Raw genomic sequence first — 15,841 nt, forward strand, 5'->3', positions numbered from 1 at the left:
GTTCCGCCGACCGCGTCTCGCGTACCAGCCGCGGCGGAGCCTTCGTGAGAAGCGGCGGCCACCGCCGACACCGAGTGTCCGCCCGTCGCCACCTCGCCGCCCCGGCGACCGAACCGGACGGAGCCCCTGCCGGCCCCGGGGCGACGAGTGTTCACCTCACAGTATGTGAGGGGCCTTGCTGCCGTTGGCGAGCACGGTCCGGGGCAGCAGACCGACGAGTTCGTCGTACGACCAGGGGCCGTTCTGCTCGTCCCGGAAGATCGTCCGCGTCTCGACGGGGTGGCTGTAGATGCCGATCTTGCCTCCGCCGGCCCGGAACACACAGCCCGTCACATCGGCTGCCGCGTCCGAAGCCAGGTAGACGACGATCGGCGCGACCAGTCCGGCGTCGGCCCGCGGCTCCTTGGCCTTCGCCCGGCGCGCACTCATGGCCCCGGCGGCCACCAGCGCCGCGTCGCGCTGCTCGGCGTCCTCGGTCATCCGGGTCAGGGCGAACGGGGCGATGGCGTTGACCGTGATGCCGTCGCTGTCGAGTTCCCATGCCAGCTCGTAGGTCAGGCCCACGACACCGCCCTTGGACGCGGCGTACTCGGGATTGCCGACCGGTGCCGCCCACTGGTTCGAGAAGGTGTTGACGATGCGTCCGCCGCCATACTGCCGAAGCACCGGAATCGCGCTGCGGCACATCGCGAAGGTTCCCTTGAGGTTGACGTCGATGGTCAGTTCGAAGTCCTCCTCCGTCACCTCCTCGATCTTGTGCTGCCGGACGATCCCCGCGTTGTTGACGAGGATGTCGAGCCGGCCGAACCGCGCGACCGCGGTGTCGACCACCCTGCCCGCGCCCTCCCAGTCCGCCACGGACTCATAGCTGGCCACCGCTTCGCCGCCCTGGGCGCGGATGAACTCCACCACCTCGTCGGCCGGGCCCTCGACGGCCCCGTGCCCGTCAGCCCGCACACCGACGTCGTTGACGACGACCTTCGCCCCAGCAGCCGCCAGCGCGATCGCCTCGCCCCGGCCGATGCCACGTCCGGCACCGGTCACGATGGCCTCACGGCCGTCCAACGGTCCTCGTTCCGCCATGATTTTCTCCTTGCGCGAAATGTGGGTTCGCGCGCTCTTCGAGGGCTTCTGCGCGCAGCGCCTGGCTCAGGACGACGCTGCGCGCGCCGATGAGCGTGAGTGAGCGGTCCCCGCGGACCGAGAATCGTTACCGCACATGTGCCGGCAACGAGCGGGCACGGCTTCGAGAACTGGTATGCCGTCAGCGGGCTGTTCCGGCACCGGGGGCCGGAGTGGTCACCGAGTCCGGTGGCGGTGTTCGGGAGCGAACCCGGGGGTCGATCGTCTCACCGACTCGAACCCATCGTAGGCACACTCCTACAGATACGTGTCTACCTCTTCGCCCCCCCGGCGCCGCTACGGCTGATTCGCCGCCGGTGGGGCTGGCAGGGTGTGAGGCCGTCGGTTATCGGCCTCGTCACAGCCGCGGCCTGCCGCTCCGGTGCTCGGCGAGGTGTCTTCCAGCGCGTAGGCCGGCAGTGCTACGAGTTGACGCGCGAATCCGTCGGAGTCGACCTCCGCCAGGGCTGCGTCGCCCATGATGCTGCGCATCGGCCGGACGCCGAGGATCAGTGAGAGCGCGAGTGCGGAGCGTGCCCGATCTGCATCGGGCCCGGTGCGGTCCACCAGCGGTCGACCGTCACCGCGCACACGTGGGCTCCCCCGGCGGGGGCCCACGATGAGTCAAGCCACTTTTCATACGGTCAGTGCAGTCAAGCCGACGAGACAAGTCTACAGTTGCAGACATAAGGTTGTGGGAGTTGCCCGCAGATGACGGTCGGCGCACGGGCCCGCGTCGCTTGGGGGTTCGGGTGTGTCGTGAGCGAGGCCCGAAACCGGACGCGGCCGCGATGCGACCGGAGCGTGCCCCGCACTCCCGGGAGTCCGTGACCGCGTACCCGGCCGCCGGTGTGCCGGACTGCATGTACGAGAAGGATGTGAGTGAGAGATGGACAGCCTGGCACGCGCGGCGTTCCGGCGGCGTGTGGAGAACGAGGGTCCTCTGATGATCCCGCACTGTGCGGACGCGCTGACCGCCCGTCTGTGTGAGGAACTGGGTTTCGACGGTGGATACCTAGGGGGCGGCGGCCTCGGGTTGTCGCTCGCCGTCTCCGAAGCGCTGCTGACGACGACAGAACTCGCCCAGACGGCGGCCGCCATCCGCCGGCGTTCGGCACTGCCCCTGGTGGTGGACGGCGGAGTGGGCTTCGGCGACGCCGTACATGTGACCCGCATGGTGTGGGATCTGGAGTCCGCCGGTGTCCATGCCATCGAACTGGAGGACCAGGTGGCGCCCAAGCGGGCCAGCCATCACCGTCATGTGGAGCACCTGGTGCCGGTCGAGGTGATGCTGGGGAAGATCCGGGCCGCGGTGGCGGCACGGCGTGACCCGGACTTGCTGCTCATCGCCCGAACCGGTGCGGTCCAGAACGAGAGCTTCGACATGGCCGTCGAGCGCTGCGAGGCGTACTTCACCGCCGGCGCCGACGTCGTCATGCTGCTGCCCGAGAACGCCGAGCAGCGAGCCGCCGCACCCCGGCGCCTGTCCGGCCCCGTGGCCCTGCTGACGTCGTTCGACCTGCACACCTCGCAGGAGTGGGCCGGGCTCGGGTACTCACTGGTCATCGACCCGGTCACGGGACAGACCGCTGCCTTCAGCGCGCTGCGGGACGCCTACCGGGAACAGCGGGCCGGGCGGCCGAGCGCGCGTCCCGCGGCTGAGTCCTTCGCCGTCTTCGAGCAGATGCAGGACCTCGCCGGATTCGAGGACCTGTACGACATCGAGCGGGCCACGACCGAGCCGGGCACCTGACGCATCCCGCGGGCGACCGGGCGCGTGTCCGCCCTCGGCGTGAGTGCGCCGGAAAACTGAGAAGATCCGCACCGGCCCCGCCGGTCACCCGGAGACGTCCTGGTGACCGGCGGGGCCGGCGCGGATCGTGGGGCTGGCGGATGCTCCCTGGCTGTTCTGTTCGTCCGCTCAGCCAGGTGGTCCAGAAGCCCCGCGAATGCGGCGAGGCCAACCCCGGTTCCTCCGCACACAGGGTGCGTCCACCGCGTCGGTGAGCCAGGTCTCGCGCACATCGGGCCGGCGAGACACCTCGGATCCGGACTGCGGGTGACCAGTCCGCTCTTCCCTAGAACGGCCGACGTCTGGGCCCCGACCGCGCATACCTCGAGGTCCAGCGTGCAGGGACGTCCGCAACGCGAAAGTGAACACACAGCACCGGTGCGGGCGCCGTTGCGTTGCCGCTCCGGCGCCCGCACCGGTGCTGTGTGCGGGTGTGGGTGTGGGTTTCAGAAGGCGGAGCGGATGAGACCGCCGTCCACACGGATCGTGGCTCCGCTGATGTACTGGGCGTAGTCGCTGCAGAGGTAGGCGACCGCGCCGGCGATCTCGTCCGGGTCGCCGAAGCGTTCCTGGTCGTTGGGGATCAGGGCGTTGACCGCGTTGGGCTGGATCTCTTCCCAGGTGTTGCCCCAGCCGCGGGCGGGGCCGATCTGGGTGACGAGTTCCTTGGTGGCCTCGACGAGGATGGCTCCGGGGGAGACGACGTTGGAGGTGACGCCGGTGCCCTTGAGGTCTCGGGCGAGGCTGACGGCGAGGTTGTGGCGGGCCGCCAGGGTGGCGTTGTACTGGGGGTGGGTGTTCATCGGCTGGGAGGCGAGGCCGCCGCCGATGGTGATGACCCGGCCCCAGCCGCGTTCCCGCATGGCCGGCACGAGGTGCTGGATCATACGGACGCCGGAGACGACATTGACGTTGTACGTGTCGCGCCACTCGTCCGGTGTGGCCTCGGCCCAGGACAGGTGGCGGTAGAAGCCGGCGTTGTTGACGAGAATGTCGATGGGGCCGTCGGCGCCGGCGGCGTGGGCAACCTCCGCGGCGGCCGCGTCGTCCGCCAGGTCGCCGAGCACCGTGGTCGCGGTTCCGCCGGCGCGACGGATGTCCTGCGCGACCTTTTCGGTGCGGTCCTTGTCGCGGCCGTGGACCACCACCGTCGCGCCCTCGGCCGCCAGCAGCTTCGCGGTGGCCTCGCCGAGTCCGGCACTCGATCCGGTGACGAGCGCGCGGCGCCCGCTCAGATTCAGGTCCATGTTCTTCCCTCTCTCGGACTTCCCCGTATTGGTACGACTGGGGAAGCGTCTGACGTCAAGTATACGCCAGTAGACTTACGAAGTCTACAGACGCAGACGTCTCCGCACCCGCCCCCGGCGCGTCCCGGTTTCCCGGCCACGGCCGCGGACGGTGACAGAAAACCGCCCGGCTGGACGGGCCACCCGGGCGGCAGGACGCGTTCGTCGCGTCAGTTCACGTAGCGGATGGTTCCGCCGTCCACGCGCAGCGTGGCCCCGCTGATGTAGCCGGCATGCGCGCTGGCCAGGAAGACCACCGCCGCGGCGATCTCCTCGGGCCGCCCGAACCGGTTGGTGTCGTTGGGCACCCAGCTCTCCGCGGCCGCGCGTTCGATCTCTTCCCATGTTTCACCCCAGCCGTGGGAGGGGGCGATCCGCCACAGCAGGTCGCGGACCGTTTCGGTGAGGATCGCGCCGGGTGCCACCGTGTTGGAGGTGATACCGCTGCCCTTCAACTCGCGCGCCAGGGACACGGTGAGGTTGTGGCGGGCGGCGAGCGAGGCGTTGTAGTGGGGCTGCGCCGCCATGGGCTGGGCAGCCAGACCGCCGCCGATCTGGATGACCCGGCCCCAGCCGGCCTCACGCATAGGCGGAACGAGGCTCTGGATCATCCGCACGCCCGAGAGCACGTTGGTCCGATACGTCTCCGCCCAGATCTCGGGAGTGGCGTCCATCCAGCCGACCTGGTCGTATGCGCCGGCGTTGTTCACCAGGATGTCGACCGTGCCGCCGCTCAGTGCCTTCTCGGCGACGGCCGCCGCGCCCTCGGGAGTGCTCAGGTCTCCGACCGCCACCTCGGCTCGGCCACCCTCGGCCTGGATGCGGTCGGCGGTCCTCTTGGTGCGCTCCTCGTCGCGGCCGTGCACGACGACGGTGACCCCTTCGCGGGCGAGCGCCTCGGCGATCGCCTGACCGAGTCCCGAGCTGGACCCGGTCACCAGGGCTCGCTTTCCGGTCACGAGCATGTCCATGAGGTGTGTCCTTCCCTTTGCAGATATGTGCTTCTCACTGTGCACCCGGCAAGGTGTGGCCGCCGGGCGCGGCGGGGTGTGTCGATGAGGTGTTTCCACATGTGCGGCGCGGGGTGCCCGGTGGTCCCCGAGTCCTGAGGGGGTCACCCGTCCGGTGATAGGTCGGTGCGACTGCCGGGAGAGATGCCCCCGGCATCAGGAATTCGGCATGGTGGCACGGTCGCAGCGGGGGAGCCACGGGCCCATATGAGAGGGGAACGACTGCCGTTACTCCGAAGGCCGCTGGAGCTGTTGGGGTGGGCGGACTGCTGTGCGGAACAGTGTGAGGGGCGTGAGCCGGTCTGTCGGGCCGGGTGGTGCCGTGAACGCCTCAGGACGTCTTCAGGTCACGGGCTCCCGAGGGGGTGATGGCGAGGAGGACCGCGCCGAGGCCGAGGAGGGCGAAAGTGATCGTGTGCAGGCCGCTGTCGGTGGCCCGGTCGCCGAAGGAGAGGCTGATGAGGCTGGAGGAGAGTACGGCGCCCAGGTAGGTGAAGGTACGCATGAGTCCGGCGGCGACGCCCACGGCTTCGGCGGGTGCCTGCTGGTAGAGGGCGGCCTGGTTGCCGATGACGCCCAGGCCCGAGACGACTCCGAAGACCATGGTGATCAGTACGAGGATCCAGATCGGGGTGGTCGAGGTGAACAGCAGCAGGCCGACCGGTCCGATCACCGACGCGGCGGCTGTGCAGTACAGCGCGGAACGCACCAGGTTGCGGCGTGCGAAGGGGAGGGAGATGAGCGCGGCGAACACGGACATCGGCAGGATCAGCAGGCCCACGCCGATGGCGGACAGCCCCCGCGTCTCCTGAAGCCACTGGGTGAGGCCGTACAGGATGCAGTAGTTGAGCAGGAAGGTGAGGCAGACCCGCAGGTAGGTGGCGCTCAGCTGCTTGTTCCTGGACAGCATGCGGACGTCGACGAACGGGTCGTCCGTCCGGCGTTCCCACAGCACCAGGGCGGCGAGCAGGACCACTACCAGCGCGCCGAGCCACCAGCGTGGGTGGTGCAGGTCGTTGAGGAAGAACAGCAGGGAGGCGATCGTGCCCGAGAAGAGCGCCATTCCCGGGGTGTCCAGGCGGGCCGGTGGTGTGGTGTCGCCGGTCCTCTCGGCGCGGGGGAGGTCGCGCGGTACCCAGGCGAACGCCATCAGCACGCCGGTCAGGACCAAGGGCACGTTGACGAAGAAGGTGATCCGCCAGCCGGCGGCCGCTGCCAGCAGGCCACCCAGCGGCAGGCCGAGGGCCGAGGTCACCTGCGCCGCGATGGCCAGCGCGCCGAGTGTGCCACCCGTGCGGGCCGGCTCGTGGTCGGCGGCCCAGCGGCGCACGATCACCATCGCGGTCGGGTAGCCGGCCGAGGTGCCCACGCCGAGGATGACGCGGGCCGTCACCAGGGTCGGCAGGTTGGTCGCGACGGTGCCCAGCGCGCCACCGATCCCGACGAGGGTCAGCCCCACGATGAAGACGCGACGCGGACCGAAGCGTTCGGCGAGCCGGCCCATGGTGGGCTGGCCGATGGCGCTGGCCAGGTAGAGGGCGGAGACCAGCCAGATGGTGGAAGCCGCTCCGGCGTGGAAGGTGTGTCCGATGGCGATCAGCGTCGTAGCGATGATCGAACTGTTGATCGGGTTCAGGGACGACCCGAGCATGAGGGGGAGAGTGAACCGCCAGCCTGGGGCCGGCGCCTCACGCTGTTCAGACGGCTGCCCGCCCGTCTTGTCGGCCGCATGACGGGCCGATGGTGCTTTACGTATCCTCATGGCATCGATACTACAGGCAAACTGAACAGGTAGCCTTAACATGTAACTGTGGGGGTGGGTGCTCGGCGTGTCCGGGCGTCAACGCCTGCCGCTGGTCCGGCGGCCCGTTCGCGACCTGGTCGTGGATCCGCCGTGCAGGGTCATGCCCGCGTAGCCGGCCGCAGGGGCATCCGTGACGAGGTCGTCGACGGCGCGGGGCCCGCTCGTGGTGTAACCCGGCGGGGCTCTGCTTCTGAACTCGCCGGTCCAATTTTTTCGGAGCAGCATGAGTGCTCCCGGCAGTCGCCGACGACGTGAACGAACGGAAGCGTCACTCATGGATGACATCGAACGCCTTCGCATCATCGAGGAGTTGCGCCGGCTGATGGCGCGCTACGTGTACAACGCGGACCACCAGCGGTGGGACGAACTCGCCGCCCTGTTCACACCCCAGGGCACCTTCACGCCGCACAACGCCGACGGAACCGTCGCACGGCACATGCGTGGAAGGCAGGAGATCGCCTCCTCGATCCCCACGAGTGTCGGACCCGGGGCCGTCGTCGTCCACCACCTGTTCTCCGACGAGATCGACATCGAGTCCGCGGTCTCCGCCCGTGGCGTCTGGGCGATGGAAGACCTGATCGAACGGCCCGCACGCACCGACGAGAACGGGAACGCCCAGTTCACCGAGATGCACGGATTCGGCCACTACCGCGTCCAGTTCACCAAGGCGGACGGTGAGTGGAAGATCACCGAACTGGTGCTGACGCGTCTGCGCATGGACCTCACCTACTGAACCCGAAAGCAGCAGCCCTGTGAGCAGTACCGCATCCCGCCCATCCCTCGACCGCTTCACCATCGACGTCGACCAGGAGGTCCTTAACGACCTGCGCACTCGCCTGAAGGCCACCCGCTTCGCACCCGACCCGGAGAACGACGACGAGATCTACGGCCTGAGCACGGCCGTCCTCCGGCCGCTCGTGGAGTACTGGGCCGACGGCTTCGACTGGCGCGCGGCGGAGGCCCGACTCAATACCGTCAACCAGCATCGCCTGGACGTCGCAGGCACACCGGTGCACTTCGTCCACGAGCGCGGCAAGGGACCGGCGCCGATCCCGCTGCTCCTCCTGCACGGCTGGCCCTGGACCCACCACCACTGGCACAAGGTCATCGGTCCGCTCGCCGACCCGGCCGCACACGGCGGTGACGCCGCCGACGCCTTCGACGTGGTGATCCCCTCACTACCCGGCTTCGGCTTCTCCACGCCGCTGGCCAGCCCCCGGGAGAACTACGCCACTATGGCGGACCGCTTCCAGACCCTGATGACCGAAGTGCTCGGCTACGACCGATACGGCGTCGGCGCCGCCGACTACGGCGCCCTCGTGGGGGCCCGGCTCGGCCACAAGTACGCCGACTCGCTCCACGGCATCCACCTGGGCAACGAGATGCCGCCCGCGATGTTCCAGGGCGACCGCTTCTGGGACCTGTCGGGCGGCCAGCCGGCCCCGGGCACGCCGGAACCTGACCGGTCCCGGCTCATCCGCCGCAACAACGTGTACGTCTCACACGTCACGGCTCACCTGCTCGACGGGCAGACCCTCACCCACGGGCTCAACGACTCCCCGGCCGGTCTGCTGGCCTGGATCCTCAAGCGATGGCGGACCTGGAGCGACCGCAACGCCGACTTCGAGGAGGAATGGCCGGCCGACGACATCCTCACCTTCGCCACGATCTTCTGGGTCAACCAGGCGATCGGCTCCTCGATCCGCGCCTACCGCAACGCCAGTCTGTATCCGCCCGAGCCGGTCCACGACGAGACCCCGTACGTCCGGGCGCCGGCCGGCTTCACGTTCCTCCTGGGCGACCCCTCACCCGGAGCGCAGACCCGCGAGGAGCGCATCGCGGTCTTCGAGGCGGGCGGCGGGCAGTTCTACGCCGACATACGTGACGTGAACGTCCATGCGAAGGGCGGCCACTTCGGCCCGTACGAGAACCCCGAGGCCTGGATCCAGGACCTCCGCGCGACCTACCGCAAACTGCGCTGACCACCTCGACCGCCCGCCGACAGCGACTGAGTGGTCGAGGGGGCGTCGGCGGCCGCCCCGGCCTCGGCACGCCCGCGGAAGCTGCCCGAGCCGGCCGACGACCGGTTCACCGATCCTGGCAGGGAGCTGTACGGAGCCCCGGCCGCACATCGCTGGAGGGCCCAGGCGCCGTATGCGGACAGCGACTGCACGAGCAGCGGCCCGGCACGGGCATCGCCCGGCCGGCCACCGCCCGACCGGAAACCAGGCGCCTGCGCCGGCCGACCTCACTTCGCCCGCAACGTAGTCGTACGGCATCCGCAGGTGCCCGGTCGTGGATCGAGGCGGGCGACGAGCGCGTCGTGATCGGCCCGTGGCTGTGCAAGCCCGGCCGCCGTGGCCCCGCCCGCGCCCCTGGGCGGTGAATGCCGCCTAAGACACGTCCGGGGGGCCCGACTGCCGAGCGGAGGTGCTCGCTGTGGACGACCAAGGTGCAAAGGCGCGGTCAGGTGCGGACCCCCCTGGGGAAGCTTGCCGCAGCATGTGCAGGCCATGGCCGATGCGGTGGGCGAGACCGCCTGGGACGTGTCGGTCGACTCCACGACCGTGCGCCCGGCAGCCATCGTGGAGGCCGACCCGGCACGACGCACCGCCGACGGGCCGTCAGCGGGGGAGAAGCACGGCCGTGCCGGTGACCCGTACGCGGGCGTCCTCGGGCGTCACACCGATGACGAGGTCGCTCGGGCGGCCCATGTCCTCGCCCTGCCGCACCGCGATGTCCGCAGGCTCGGTGACCAGCCCGAGGGAGCGCAGGTAGCCGCCGAACGCGGCCGCCGCCGCGCCCGTCGCCGGGTCCTCCACGACACCGCCGACGGGGAACGGGTTGCGGGCGTGGAAACGGCGCGGCGACTCGCGCCACACCAGGTCGACGGTGGTCCAGCCGTACCGGCGCATGACCTCGGCGAGCGCGTCGAAGTCGTAGTCGAGCGCGGCCAGCCGCTCGCGGGAGGCCGCAGCCAGCACCAGGTGGTCGTTGCCGCCGAAGGCGACGTGCGGCGGCAGCGCGGGGTCGAGGTCCGACGCGCTCCAGCCGAGGGCCGTGAGGGCGGCCGCCAGCTCGCCGGCGAGCGCCGGGCGGGACCGGGTCGGCACGCTGGTGAGCGTCGCCTGCACCACCCCCGCGCCGTCGGTGGCGGTCGTCACCGCGATGGCGCCCGCCGGGGTGTCCAGGGCGAGGTCGCCGGGGCCCAGCCGGTCGGCGAGGGCGACGGCCAGGGCCACCGTCGCGTGCCCGCAGAAGGCCACCTCCGCCAACGGGCTGAAGTAGCGCACCGTGAAGCGCCGGGCGTCCTGATCGGCGGCGGTGACGAAGGCGGTCTCCGAGTAACCCACCTCGGCGGCGACGGCGAGCATGGCCGCCGCGTCCAGTCCGGAGGCGTCGAGCACGACCCCGGCGGGGTTGCCGCCGTCCGGGGTGCGGGTGAACGCGGAGTAGCGCAGGATCTCGGGGGCCGCGCCGCCGTGGGCCGGGGCGGTGGTCGCGCTGTCGCCGACGGCGGAGGTCGTGTCGTTGGTCATGGGCAAACCCTGGCACCCCTGGCCCTATCGCGTCCAACGATGGATTGTGATGCGTTCCATCGGCTTTCCGCATAGGCTGTGCGGGTGGACACGCGACTGCTGACGACCTTCACCACGCTTGCCCGCGCCGGCAGCTTCACCGCCGCCGCGACCGAACTCCACCTCGCGCAGTCAACGGTCACCGTGCACATCCGCACCCTCGAACGCGACCTCGGCGTGCCGCTGTTCGACCGGCTGCCCACCGGCGCCCCCCTCACCGAGGCCGGCCGACGGCTCCTCGCGGAGGCCGAGGAGGTGCTCGACGCCGTGGCCCGACTGCGCTCCGCGGCCGGCGAGGACGGGCCCGTCGCGGGCCGGGTGGTGGTCGGCACACCGGAATCGCTGTGCGCCACCCGGCTGCCGGCCGTGATCGCCGCTCTGCGCACCGAACACCCCGACGTGGACGTCGACCTGCGCGCGGCCGGCACCGAGGAGTGCGTACAAGGGCTGCGCTCCGGCCACCTCGACCTGGCGCTGCTGATGACCGAGGACGCCGAGTCCCCCGAGATCGCCACCGAACCGGTCGCCCGCGAGGCCCTCACCCTCGTCGCCGCCCCCGGCCACCCGCTGGCAGGCCGTGACCGCCCCGCGGCCTGGGGCGATCTGGCAGCCGAGCACTTCTTCCTCCTCGAGGAGGGCTGCGCTTACAGCGACGCCTTCGAACAGCGGCTGCACGCCGCGCCCGGCGCGAACCCGCGCATCACCCGGTTCGGCAGCGTGGACGCGGCCCGCTCCTGCGCCGCGGCGGGCCTGGGCCTGACCCTGCTGCCCGCGACGACCGTCGCCGAGCACCTGCGCGACGGACGGCTGCGCGGGATCGCCCTCGACGGCCCTCCCCTGCCCGACGTACCCGTACGACTGGCCCGGCACCGCCGGCGCTGGGCGGCGCCCGCCGCGCGCGAGGTCGCCCGCGCCCTCGTCCGGCACCTCGCACGGGCCGGAGCAGGGACGGCGGGCACCAGGCGGCCGACCAGCCCCCGGGCCGACGGGCCGGCCGGCGATGGAACCGCGGGCGATCGCCGGTAGGCTGCGGCGGTGCGCACGGTCGAGCTCCTGTTGGACGAGGCGGCGGATCTGGCGGTCAGGACGGCCTGGCGGCGACTGGCGGACGCGGGGCTGCCCAGTCAGGCACGCCACCGCTCACCGACCAACAGCCCCCACCTCACACTGGCCGCCTGCCCGGAACTCACCGCTGCGATCCGCTGGGAACTCGCCGAAGCGGCCGCCACCCTGCCGCTGCCGGTGCGGTGCACCGGCGTGGTCCGCTTCGAGCGGCCCACCTCGGTTCTGGCCTGGGCGCTGGACCTCGACTCCGCGCTGGCCGGGTTCCACCGCCGGGTGTGGGACGCGGTGGCCTCCGACAGTCCGCCCGAGACCCTCAACCCCCTGCACGAACCCGGGCGCTGGAGCCCGCACATCACCCTCGGCCGGACCCGACGGACTGGTGCCTTCGCCGACCGGCGGGTTTCCGAGCTGCTGCCGGCACCGCCGCTGTCGCTCCGGCTCACCACCCTGCGCAGCTACGACACCCGGACCGGCGCCCTGGAGGTGCTGGTGCCCCGCCCCTGAGCCCACCCGTCGTCGCAGGCGACGGACGCTGGTTCGCCGCTGCCCGTACGACGTCGAGGGCCGGCCAGGGCACCGCGGTGCGGGCGAGCCTGGGGGCGTGGACAGTGCACCGGCCGTCGCAGTCCGGCGGCCGCCGGGTCACCCTGCACGGGCACGGCCGGGACGAGATCCTGGGCCCGTCGCACCCCGACCACGCCCTGGCCGTCTCACCGGAAGCGGCTGGAGTAGCTGACCCGGACAGGGTGCTGGACGATCCGCGCTGAGCGGAGTGGCGCGGGGCCGGCCCCATCAGTGGAGCGCCGCGTGACCGCAGCTCCGAAACGCCATAGGGGAGGCGAGGGCCCGCGCCGGGTGGGCAGCAGGGCCCTCGAGCGCGCGTGCCGTAGAGCGCCTCATGCGCGCAATGCCAGCACAACGACCCGGACGCCGGCCGGACACGCCGACCAGGCCGCGCCCGGCGTCAAGCGGTACATGCACCGGTAGGGCGCGTGAGCGGGTGCGGTGATCGGTCGTGGTGGACCGGGTGCTGGAGATCGTGGAGCGTCCCACGCCGACATCGTGCGCCACCGCACCGCACCGCCCGGCACGGCCGCGCCACCCTACTGTGGTGCGGTGATGTCGACGCCGACGGGGCGGAGATCGAACGGGACGGGGTCCGGCGCACCGAGGACTGTTGGGGCGAGGTCCGCCGGGCCCTGCTGACCCGCGAGGATGAGTGAACGAAGGTCAGCGTCCAGAATGCGGATCAACTCCCCTACCCGTCCGCCGCCACTCGGCGCCGTTGGGAAGCGTTTGAGCACGTCAACGACGACCGGTGTTGCACGACGCAGCGTCTGCTCAAGGTGCTCGGCACCAACGCTCCGGTCGTCGCCGGCGACGAGTTCGGCCGCTCTGGCCGCGTAAGCGCCAGCGCCGAGAATGTGCTTGACCTGTGTGGCCTTGGCCAGCGGATGCAAATAGCCGGCGGCTGCCGCAGACATCGCTGCCCGAGCCGCCTCGCGCGCAGCCGCGGTGTCCGCGCTCTTGGCTGCCTGGAGCGCCGCCCACGCTTTGTCTCGCAGAGCCTTCCCTCGCTCACCACCTCGAGCGAACTCCCATGCGGCGCCGATTGCGTCTCGTGGCCGCAAGTCGTCTGGCTGGTCGTTCTCGAACACCTGGAGCACCACTTCAGCGCACGCTGCAGCGAACGCGGTGACCTCACGAAGATCTTGCTTACTCAGAGTGATCTCGCTCGCTTCCCCTGTCATGACTCCATCCTCGACCATTGCGCTGGACAGCCAGGCGGCTCCATGAGCCGGCCCCATGTGGACCGGCACCGGAGTAGACAGGATCGCGGAAGACCGCCGGCCACGGCAGGCTGGAACCGGTGAGCCGACCGCTCCTGCTCCGGGCTCCGGCGCCGCCGACGTCCGCGGACTCGTCCTCGCCTCTCCCTCGGCAGGCCGAGGAGAGCCCGCAGTTCGTCCGAGTCCTGATGCGCGGGGTCGAGCCAGGCCTGGTAGTGGTCCTCGGTGAGGGCGAGGGGCATGCGCGGGTGCACACGGCCGGTCGCGTCGGTGGCCTCGGTGGTGATGATGGTGCAGGTCGTCAGCCAGGCAGCCGGGTCGTCGACTGGGGCGACGGCCGGATCGCGCCAGTACTCGTACAGCCCGGCCAGCGCCATCACCCGGCCGTCCGCGGGGTGGATGAAGTGCGGCTGTTTGCGCGCCTTGGTTCGCATAGCAGCCGGCCTTCCGGCTTCGGCGAAAGGCGATACAAAAAGCGCAACGTCGTCGAGCGGTCACTCAACAAGCTCAAGGGGTTCCGCGCCGTGACGACCCGTTATGACAAGCAAGGGCACGTCTTCCTCGGCACCGTGTCCTTCGCGGCCGTCGTCGTCTGGCTCCGATCATGACCGGAGAGACGGACCCTGGACACCCCCGATGTGGCTCCGCGCCGCCGGCACCACTGTGCCGATCGTGGTGGCGAGCGCGGCTCCGAGGACGCTGACGCCGACCAGGGTCAGCCAGATCGTGGCTGCCCCCGTGGACAGCAACCCGGAGAGGGCGGCCGGAGCGAGCGCTCCCGCGGCACTGATGGCGAGCTGGTTGAGGGCCAGGTACCGGCCGCGCAGGGCGTCAGGGGCGCTCTCCGCGGCGATGGTGGACGTGACGGGGCCGCCGAGTATCTCACCGAAGGTGTAGCTGATGGCACCGACCAGCACGATACCGACCGCCGGGGCGAGCGCGGCCACGCGGCCGGCGGTGAGGAACAGGAGGTAGCCGGTCGCGAAGCAGACGTGTCCGGCGACGAGGACGCGGCTGCGGATCCGCCCGCTGAGCCACCCCACGACGACACCTTGGCCGAAGCCGACCATCAGGGTGTTGAGCGTGAAGACAGCGCCGGCAGTCCAGCCGGGCAGCCCCAGCACGTCCACGGCGTAGACCGGTATCGCGATGTTGAGGGCGAACAAGGAGATCGCGAAGCACAGTTGGTGCGCGACCACCGACAGGTACCGCAGGTCCCGGAGGACACGTCCCCAGCCTCCGGCAGCGTCCTGACCCTCCTCGGGACGCAGGTTCGGCACCGCCCGCGTCAGAACGAAGGCCGCCAGATAGGACAAGGCGTTGACGACCACGATCGCGGTGTAGACGCCGTGCGTACCGAAGCTCACGGCGACGGCGGTGAGGAGGCCGCCGAGTGCGTAGCCGATGTTTCGTACCGACCCCAGCAGACCGAACCAGCGCTCGCGCTGGCCGGGCCCGGCCAGCGCCGTGACGGTCGCGCCGTAGCATCCGAAGAACACCGCCCGCCCGGCACTGTTGAGCCAGGCGCAGACGGCGATCTGCCATGTCTGGCCCACGACGAGATACCCGGCGAAGCCGAGGGCCTGGGCCAGGTTCGCCGCCTGCAGCAGCGGCTTGGTGCCGTACCGGTCGACCAGTCCTCCGCACAACGGGCCTACCGGGAGCGCCAGTAGCCCGGCCGTCGTCAGCGCCGCGCCCACCTGCACCAGCGTCAGCGACGTCGTGGCCAGGAAGTACAGCAGGGAGACGGGGACGAAGACACCCGTGCCGATCGAGTCGATGGCGATCGCTGCGACGAAGCGGCGGTGCAGGGCTATGGAGGGACGGATCGTGCGATCGGGAAGAGTCACAGCCCGGACGGTATAGATTTTATACCGGTATCCTCAACGCTACCGGGAGCCGTGCATGGGTGACTCGTACAACGTCATGGCCGCGACCTGCCCCAGCCGCACCGTTCTGCACCGGATCGGGGCGCGCTGGACGGTGTTCGTCGTGAACGCGCTGGATGACAGGCCGATGCGGTTCACGGAGCTCAAGGCGCACATCCGTGGGATCACATCGAAGGCGCTCACCGAGACGCTTCGCGCGATGGAGTACGACGGTCTGATCTCTCGAACGGAGATCCCCGCGCATCCCCCGCATGTCGAGTACGCCCTCACCGACCTCGGGCGGTCACTGCTGACACCCCTGCGTGCCGTCCGGGAATGGGCCGAGAGGCACGTCCCCGACATCCAACGCGCCCGCGCACAGGCCGATGCACGACGGTGACTCGCTCCCCGACCGACTCGGGTACTGTCCGCTGTACGAGCCGGGCGTGTCTCGATGCCGTGGGCGAGGAGCATGTGGGCGGTCTACAGCGACGGCGTCCGGATGCGCTGTGTCCGGGTGGCGGAG

Annotated in this window: 13 protein-coding genes and 1 pseudogene; 6 read left to right on the plus strand and 8 right to left on the minus strand. The window is 70.7% G+C overall.

Going from position 1 to position 15,841, the window contains the following annotated elements; all coding sequences use genetic code 11:
• Positions 1-156 precede the first annotated feature (156 nt).
• Positions 157-1,083, minus strand: a complete 927-nt coding sequence (locus ACZ5DC_RS24680; protein ID WP_468656015.1) for an SDR family NAD(P)-dependent oxidoreductase — start codon at positions 1,081-1,083, stop codon at positions 157-159.
• Positions 1,084-2,011: 928 nt separating this feature from the next.
• On the opposite strand from ACZ5DC_RS24680, the gene ACZ5DC_RS24685 reads away from it, so the two are divergent.
• On the plus strand, positions 2,012-2,875 hold the full coding sequence (locus tag ACZ5DC_RS24685) for an isocitrate lyase/PEP mutase family protein (protein ID WP_468656017.1): 864 nt from the start codon (positions 2,012-2,014) through the stop codon (positions 2,873-2,875).
• A gap of 485 nt (positions 2,876-3,360) precedes the next feature.
• Here the strand turns inward: ACZ5DC_RS24685 and ACZ5DC_RS24690 are convergent, their stop codons facing one another.
• The 3 genes from ACZ5DC_RS24690 to ACZ5DC_RS24700 all read right to left on the minus strand — a co-directional run bounded on the left by ACZ5DC_RS24690 (position 3,361) and on the right by ACZ5DC_RS24700 (position 6,861).
• Positions 3,361-4,161, minus strand: coding sequence for an SDR family NAD(P)-dependent oxidoreductase (locus tag ACZ5DC_RS24690; protein ID WP_468656019.1), 801 nt, complete (start codon positions 4,159-4,161; stop codon positions 3,361-3,363).
• A gap of 209 nt (positions 4,162-4,370) precedes the next feature.
• The gene (locus ACZ5DC_RS24695) at positions 4,371-5,171 is read right to left on the minus strand and encodes an SDR family NAD(P)-dependent oxidoreductase (RefSeq protein WP_468656021.1); all 801 of its coding nucleotides are present in this window, start codon (positions 5,169-5,171) and stop codon (positions 4,371-4,373) included.
• Between the two features lie 370 nt (positions 5,172-5,541).
• Entirely contained in the window at positions 5,542-6,861 is a 1,320-nt protein-coding gene (locus ACZ5DC_RS24700) for an MFS transporter (RefSeq protein ID WP_468656023.1), read from the minus strand.
• A 427-nt stretch (positions 6,862-7,288) separates the two neighbouring features.
• On the opposite strand from ACZ5DC_RS24700, the gene ACZ5DC_RS24705 reads away from it, so the two are divergent.
• Both ACZ5DC_RS24705 and ACZ5DC_RS24710 read left to right on the plus strand, forming a co-directional pair.
• Complete coding sequence (locus ACZ5DC_RS24705) at positions 7,289-7,747, plus strand: nuclear transport factor 2 family protein (protein ID WP_468656025.1); 459 nt, start codon at positions 7,289-7,291, stop codon at positions 7,745-7,747.
• Between the two features lie 19 nt (positions 7,748-7,766).
• The gene (locus ACZ5DC_RS24710) at positions 7,767-8,996 is read left to right on the plus strand and encodes an epoxide hydrolase family protein (protein ID WP_468656027.1); all 1,230 of its coding nucleotides are present in this window, start codon (positions 7,767-7,769) and stop codon (positions 8,994-8,996) included.
• Positions 8,997-9,638: 642 nt separating this feature from the next.
• Here the strand turns inward: ACZ5DC_RS24710 and ACZ5DC_RS24715 are convergent.
• A complete protein-coding gene (locus tag ACZ5DC_RS24715) occupies positions 9,639-10,553 on the minus strand; it encodes a PhzF family phenazine biosynthesis isomerase (RefSeq protein ID WP_468656029.1) in 915 nt (304 codons plus the stop codon).
• Positions 10,554-10,637: 84 nt separating this feature from the next.
• Here ACZ5DC_RS24715 and ACZ5DC_RS24720 point away from each other — a divergent pair, with 84 nt between their 5' ends.
• Together ACZ5DC_RS24720 and ACZ5DC_RS24725 are read left to right on the plus strand one after the other, a co-directional pair.
• Positions 10,638-11,618, plus strand: a complete 981-nt coding sequence (locus ACZ5DC_RS24720; protein WP_468656031.1) for a LysR family transcriptional regulator — start codon at positions 10,638-10,640, stop codon at positions 11,616-11,618.
• A gap of 9 nt (positions 11,619-11,627) precedes the next feature.
• A complete protein-coding gene (locus ACZ5DC_RS24725; protein WP_468656033.1) occupies positions 11,628-12,161 on the plus strand; it encodes a 2'-5' RNA ligase family protein in 534 nt (177 codons plus the stop codon).
• A 599-nt stretch (positions 12,162-12,760) separates the two neighbouring features.
• Here ACZ5DC_RS24725 and ACZ5DC_RS24730 read toward each other — a convergent pair.
• From ACZ5DC_RS24730 to ACZ5DC_RS24740, 3 genes and pseudogenes are all read right to left on the minus strand, one after another.
• Positions 12,761-13,408, minus strand: coding sequence for a putative immunity protein (locus tag ACZ5DC_RS24730; RefSeq protein WP_468656035.1), 648 nt, complete (start codon positions 13,406-13,408; stop codon positions 12,761-12,763).
• A 188-nt stretch (positions 13,409-13,596) separates the two neighbouring features.
• A pseudogene (locus ACZ5DC_RS24735) lies at positions 13,597-13,872 on the minus strand (SOS response-associated peptidase family protein); the annotation flags it as partial.
• Between the two features lie 177 nt (positions 13,873-14,049).
• Positions 14,050-15,297, minus strand: a complete 1,248-nt coding sequence (locus ACZ5DC_RS24740; protein ID WP_468656037.1) for an MFS transporter — start codon at positions 15,295-15,297, stop codon at positions 14,050-14,052.
• A 55-nt stretch (positions 15,298-15,352) separates the two neighbouring features.
• On the opposite strand from ACZ5DC_RS24740, the gene ACZ5DC_RS24745 reads away from it, so the two are divergent.
• A complete protein-coding gene (locus ACZ5DC_RS24745; protein WP_468656039.1) occupies positions 15,353-15,715 on the plus strand; it encodes a winged helix-turn-helix transcriptional regulator in 363 nt (120 codons plus the stop codon).
• Positions 15,716-15,841 lie beyond the last annotated feature (126 nt).

It is taken from the genome of Streptomyces sp. NPDC031445 (assembly GCF_055581365.1).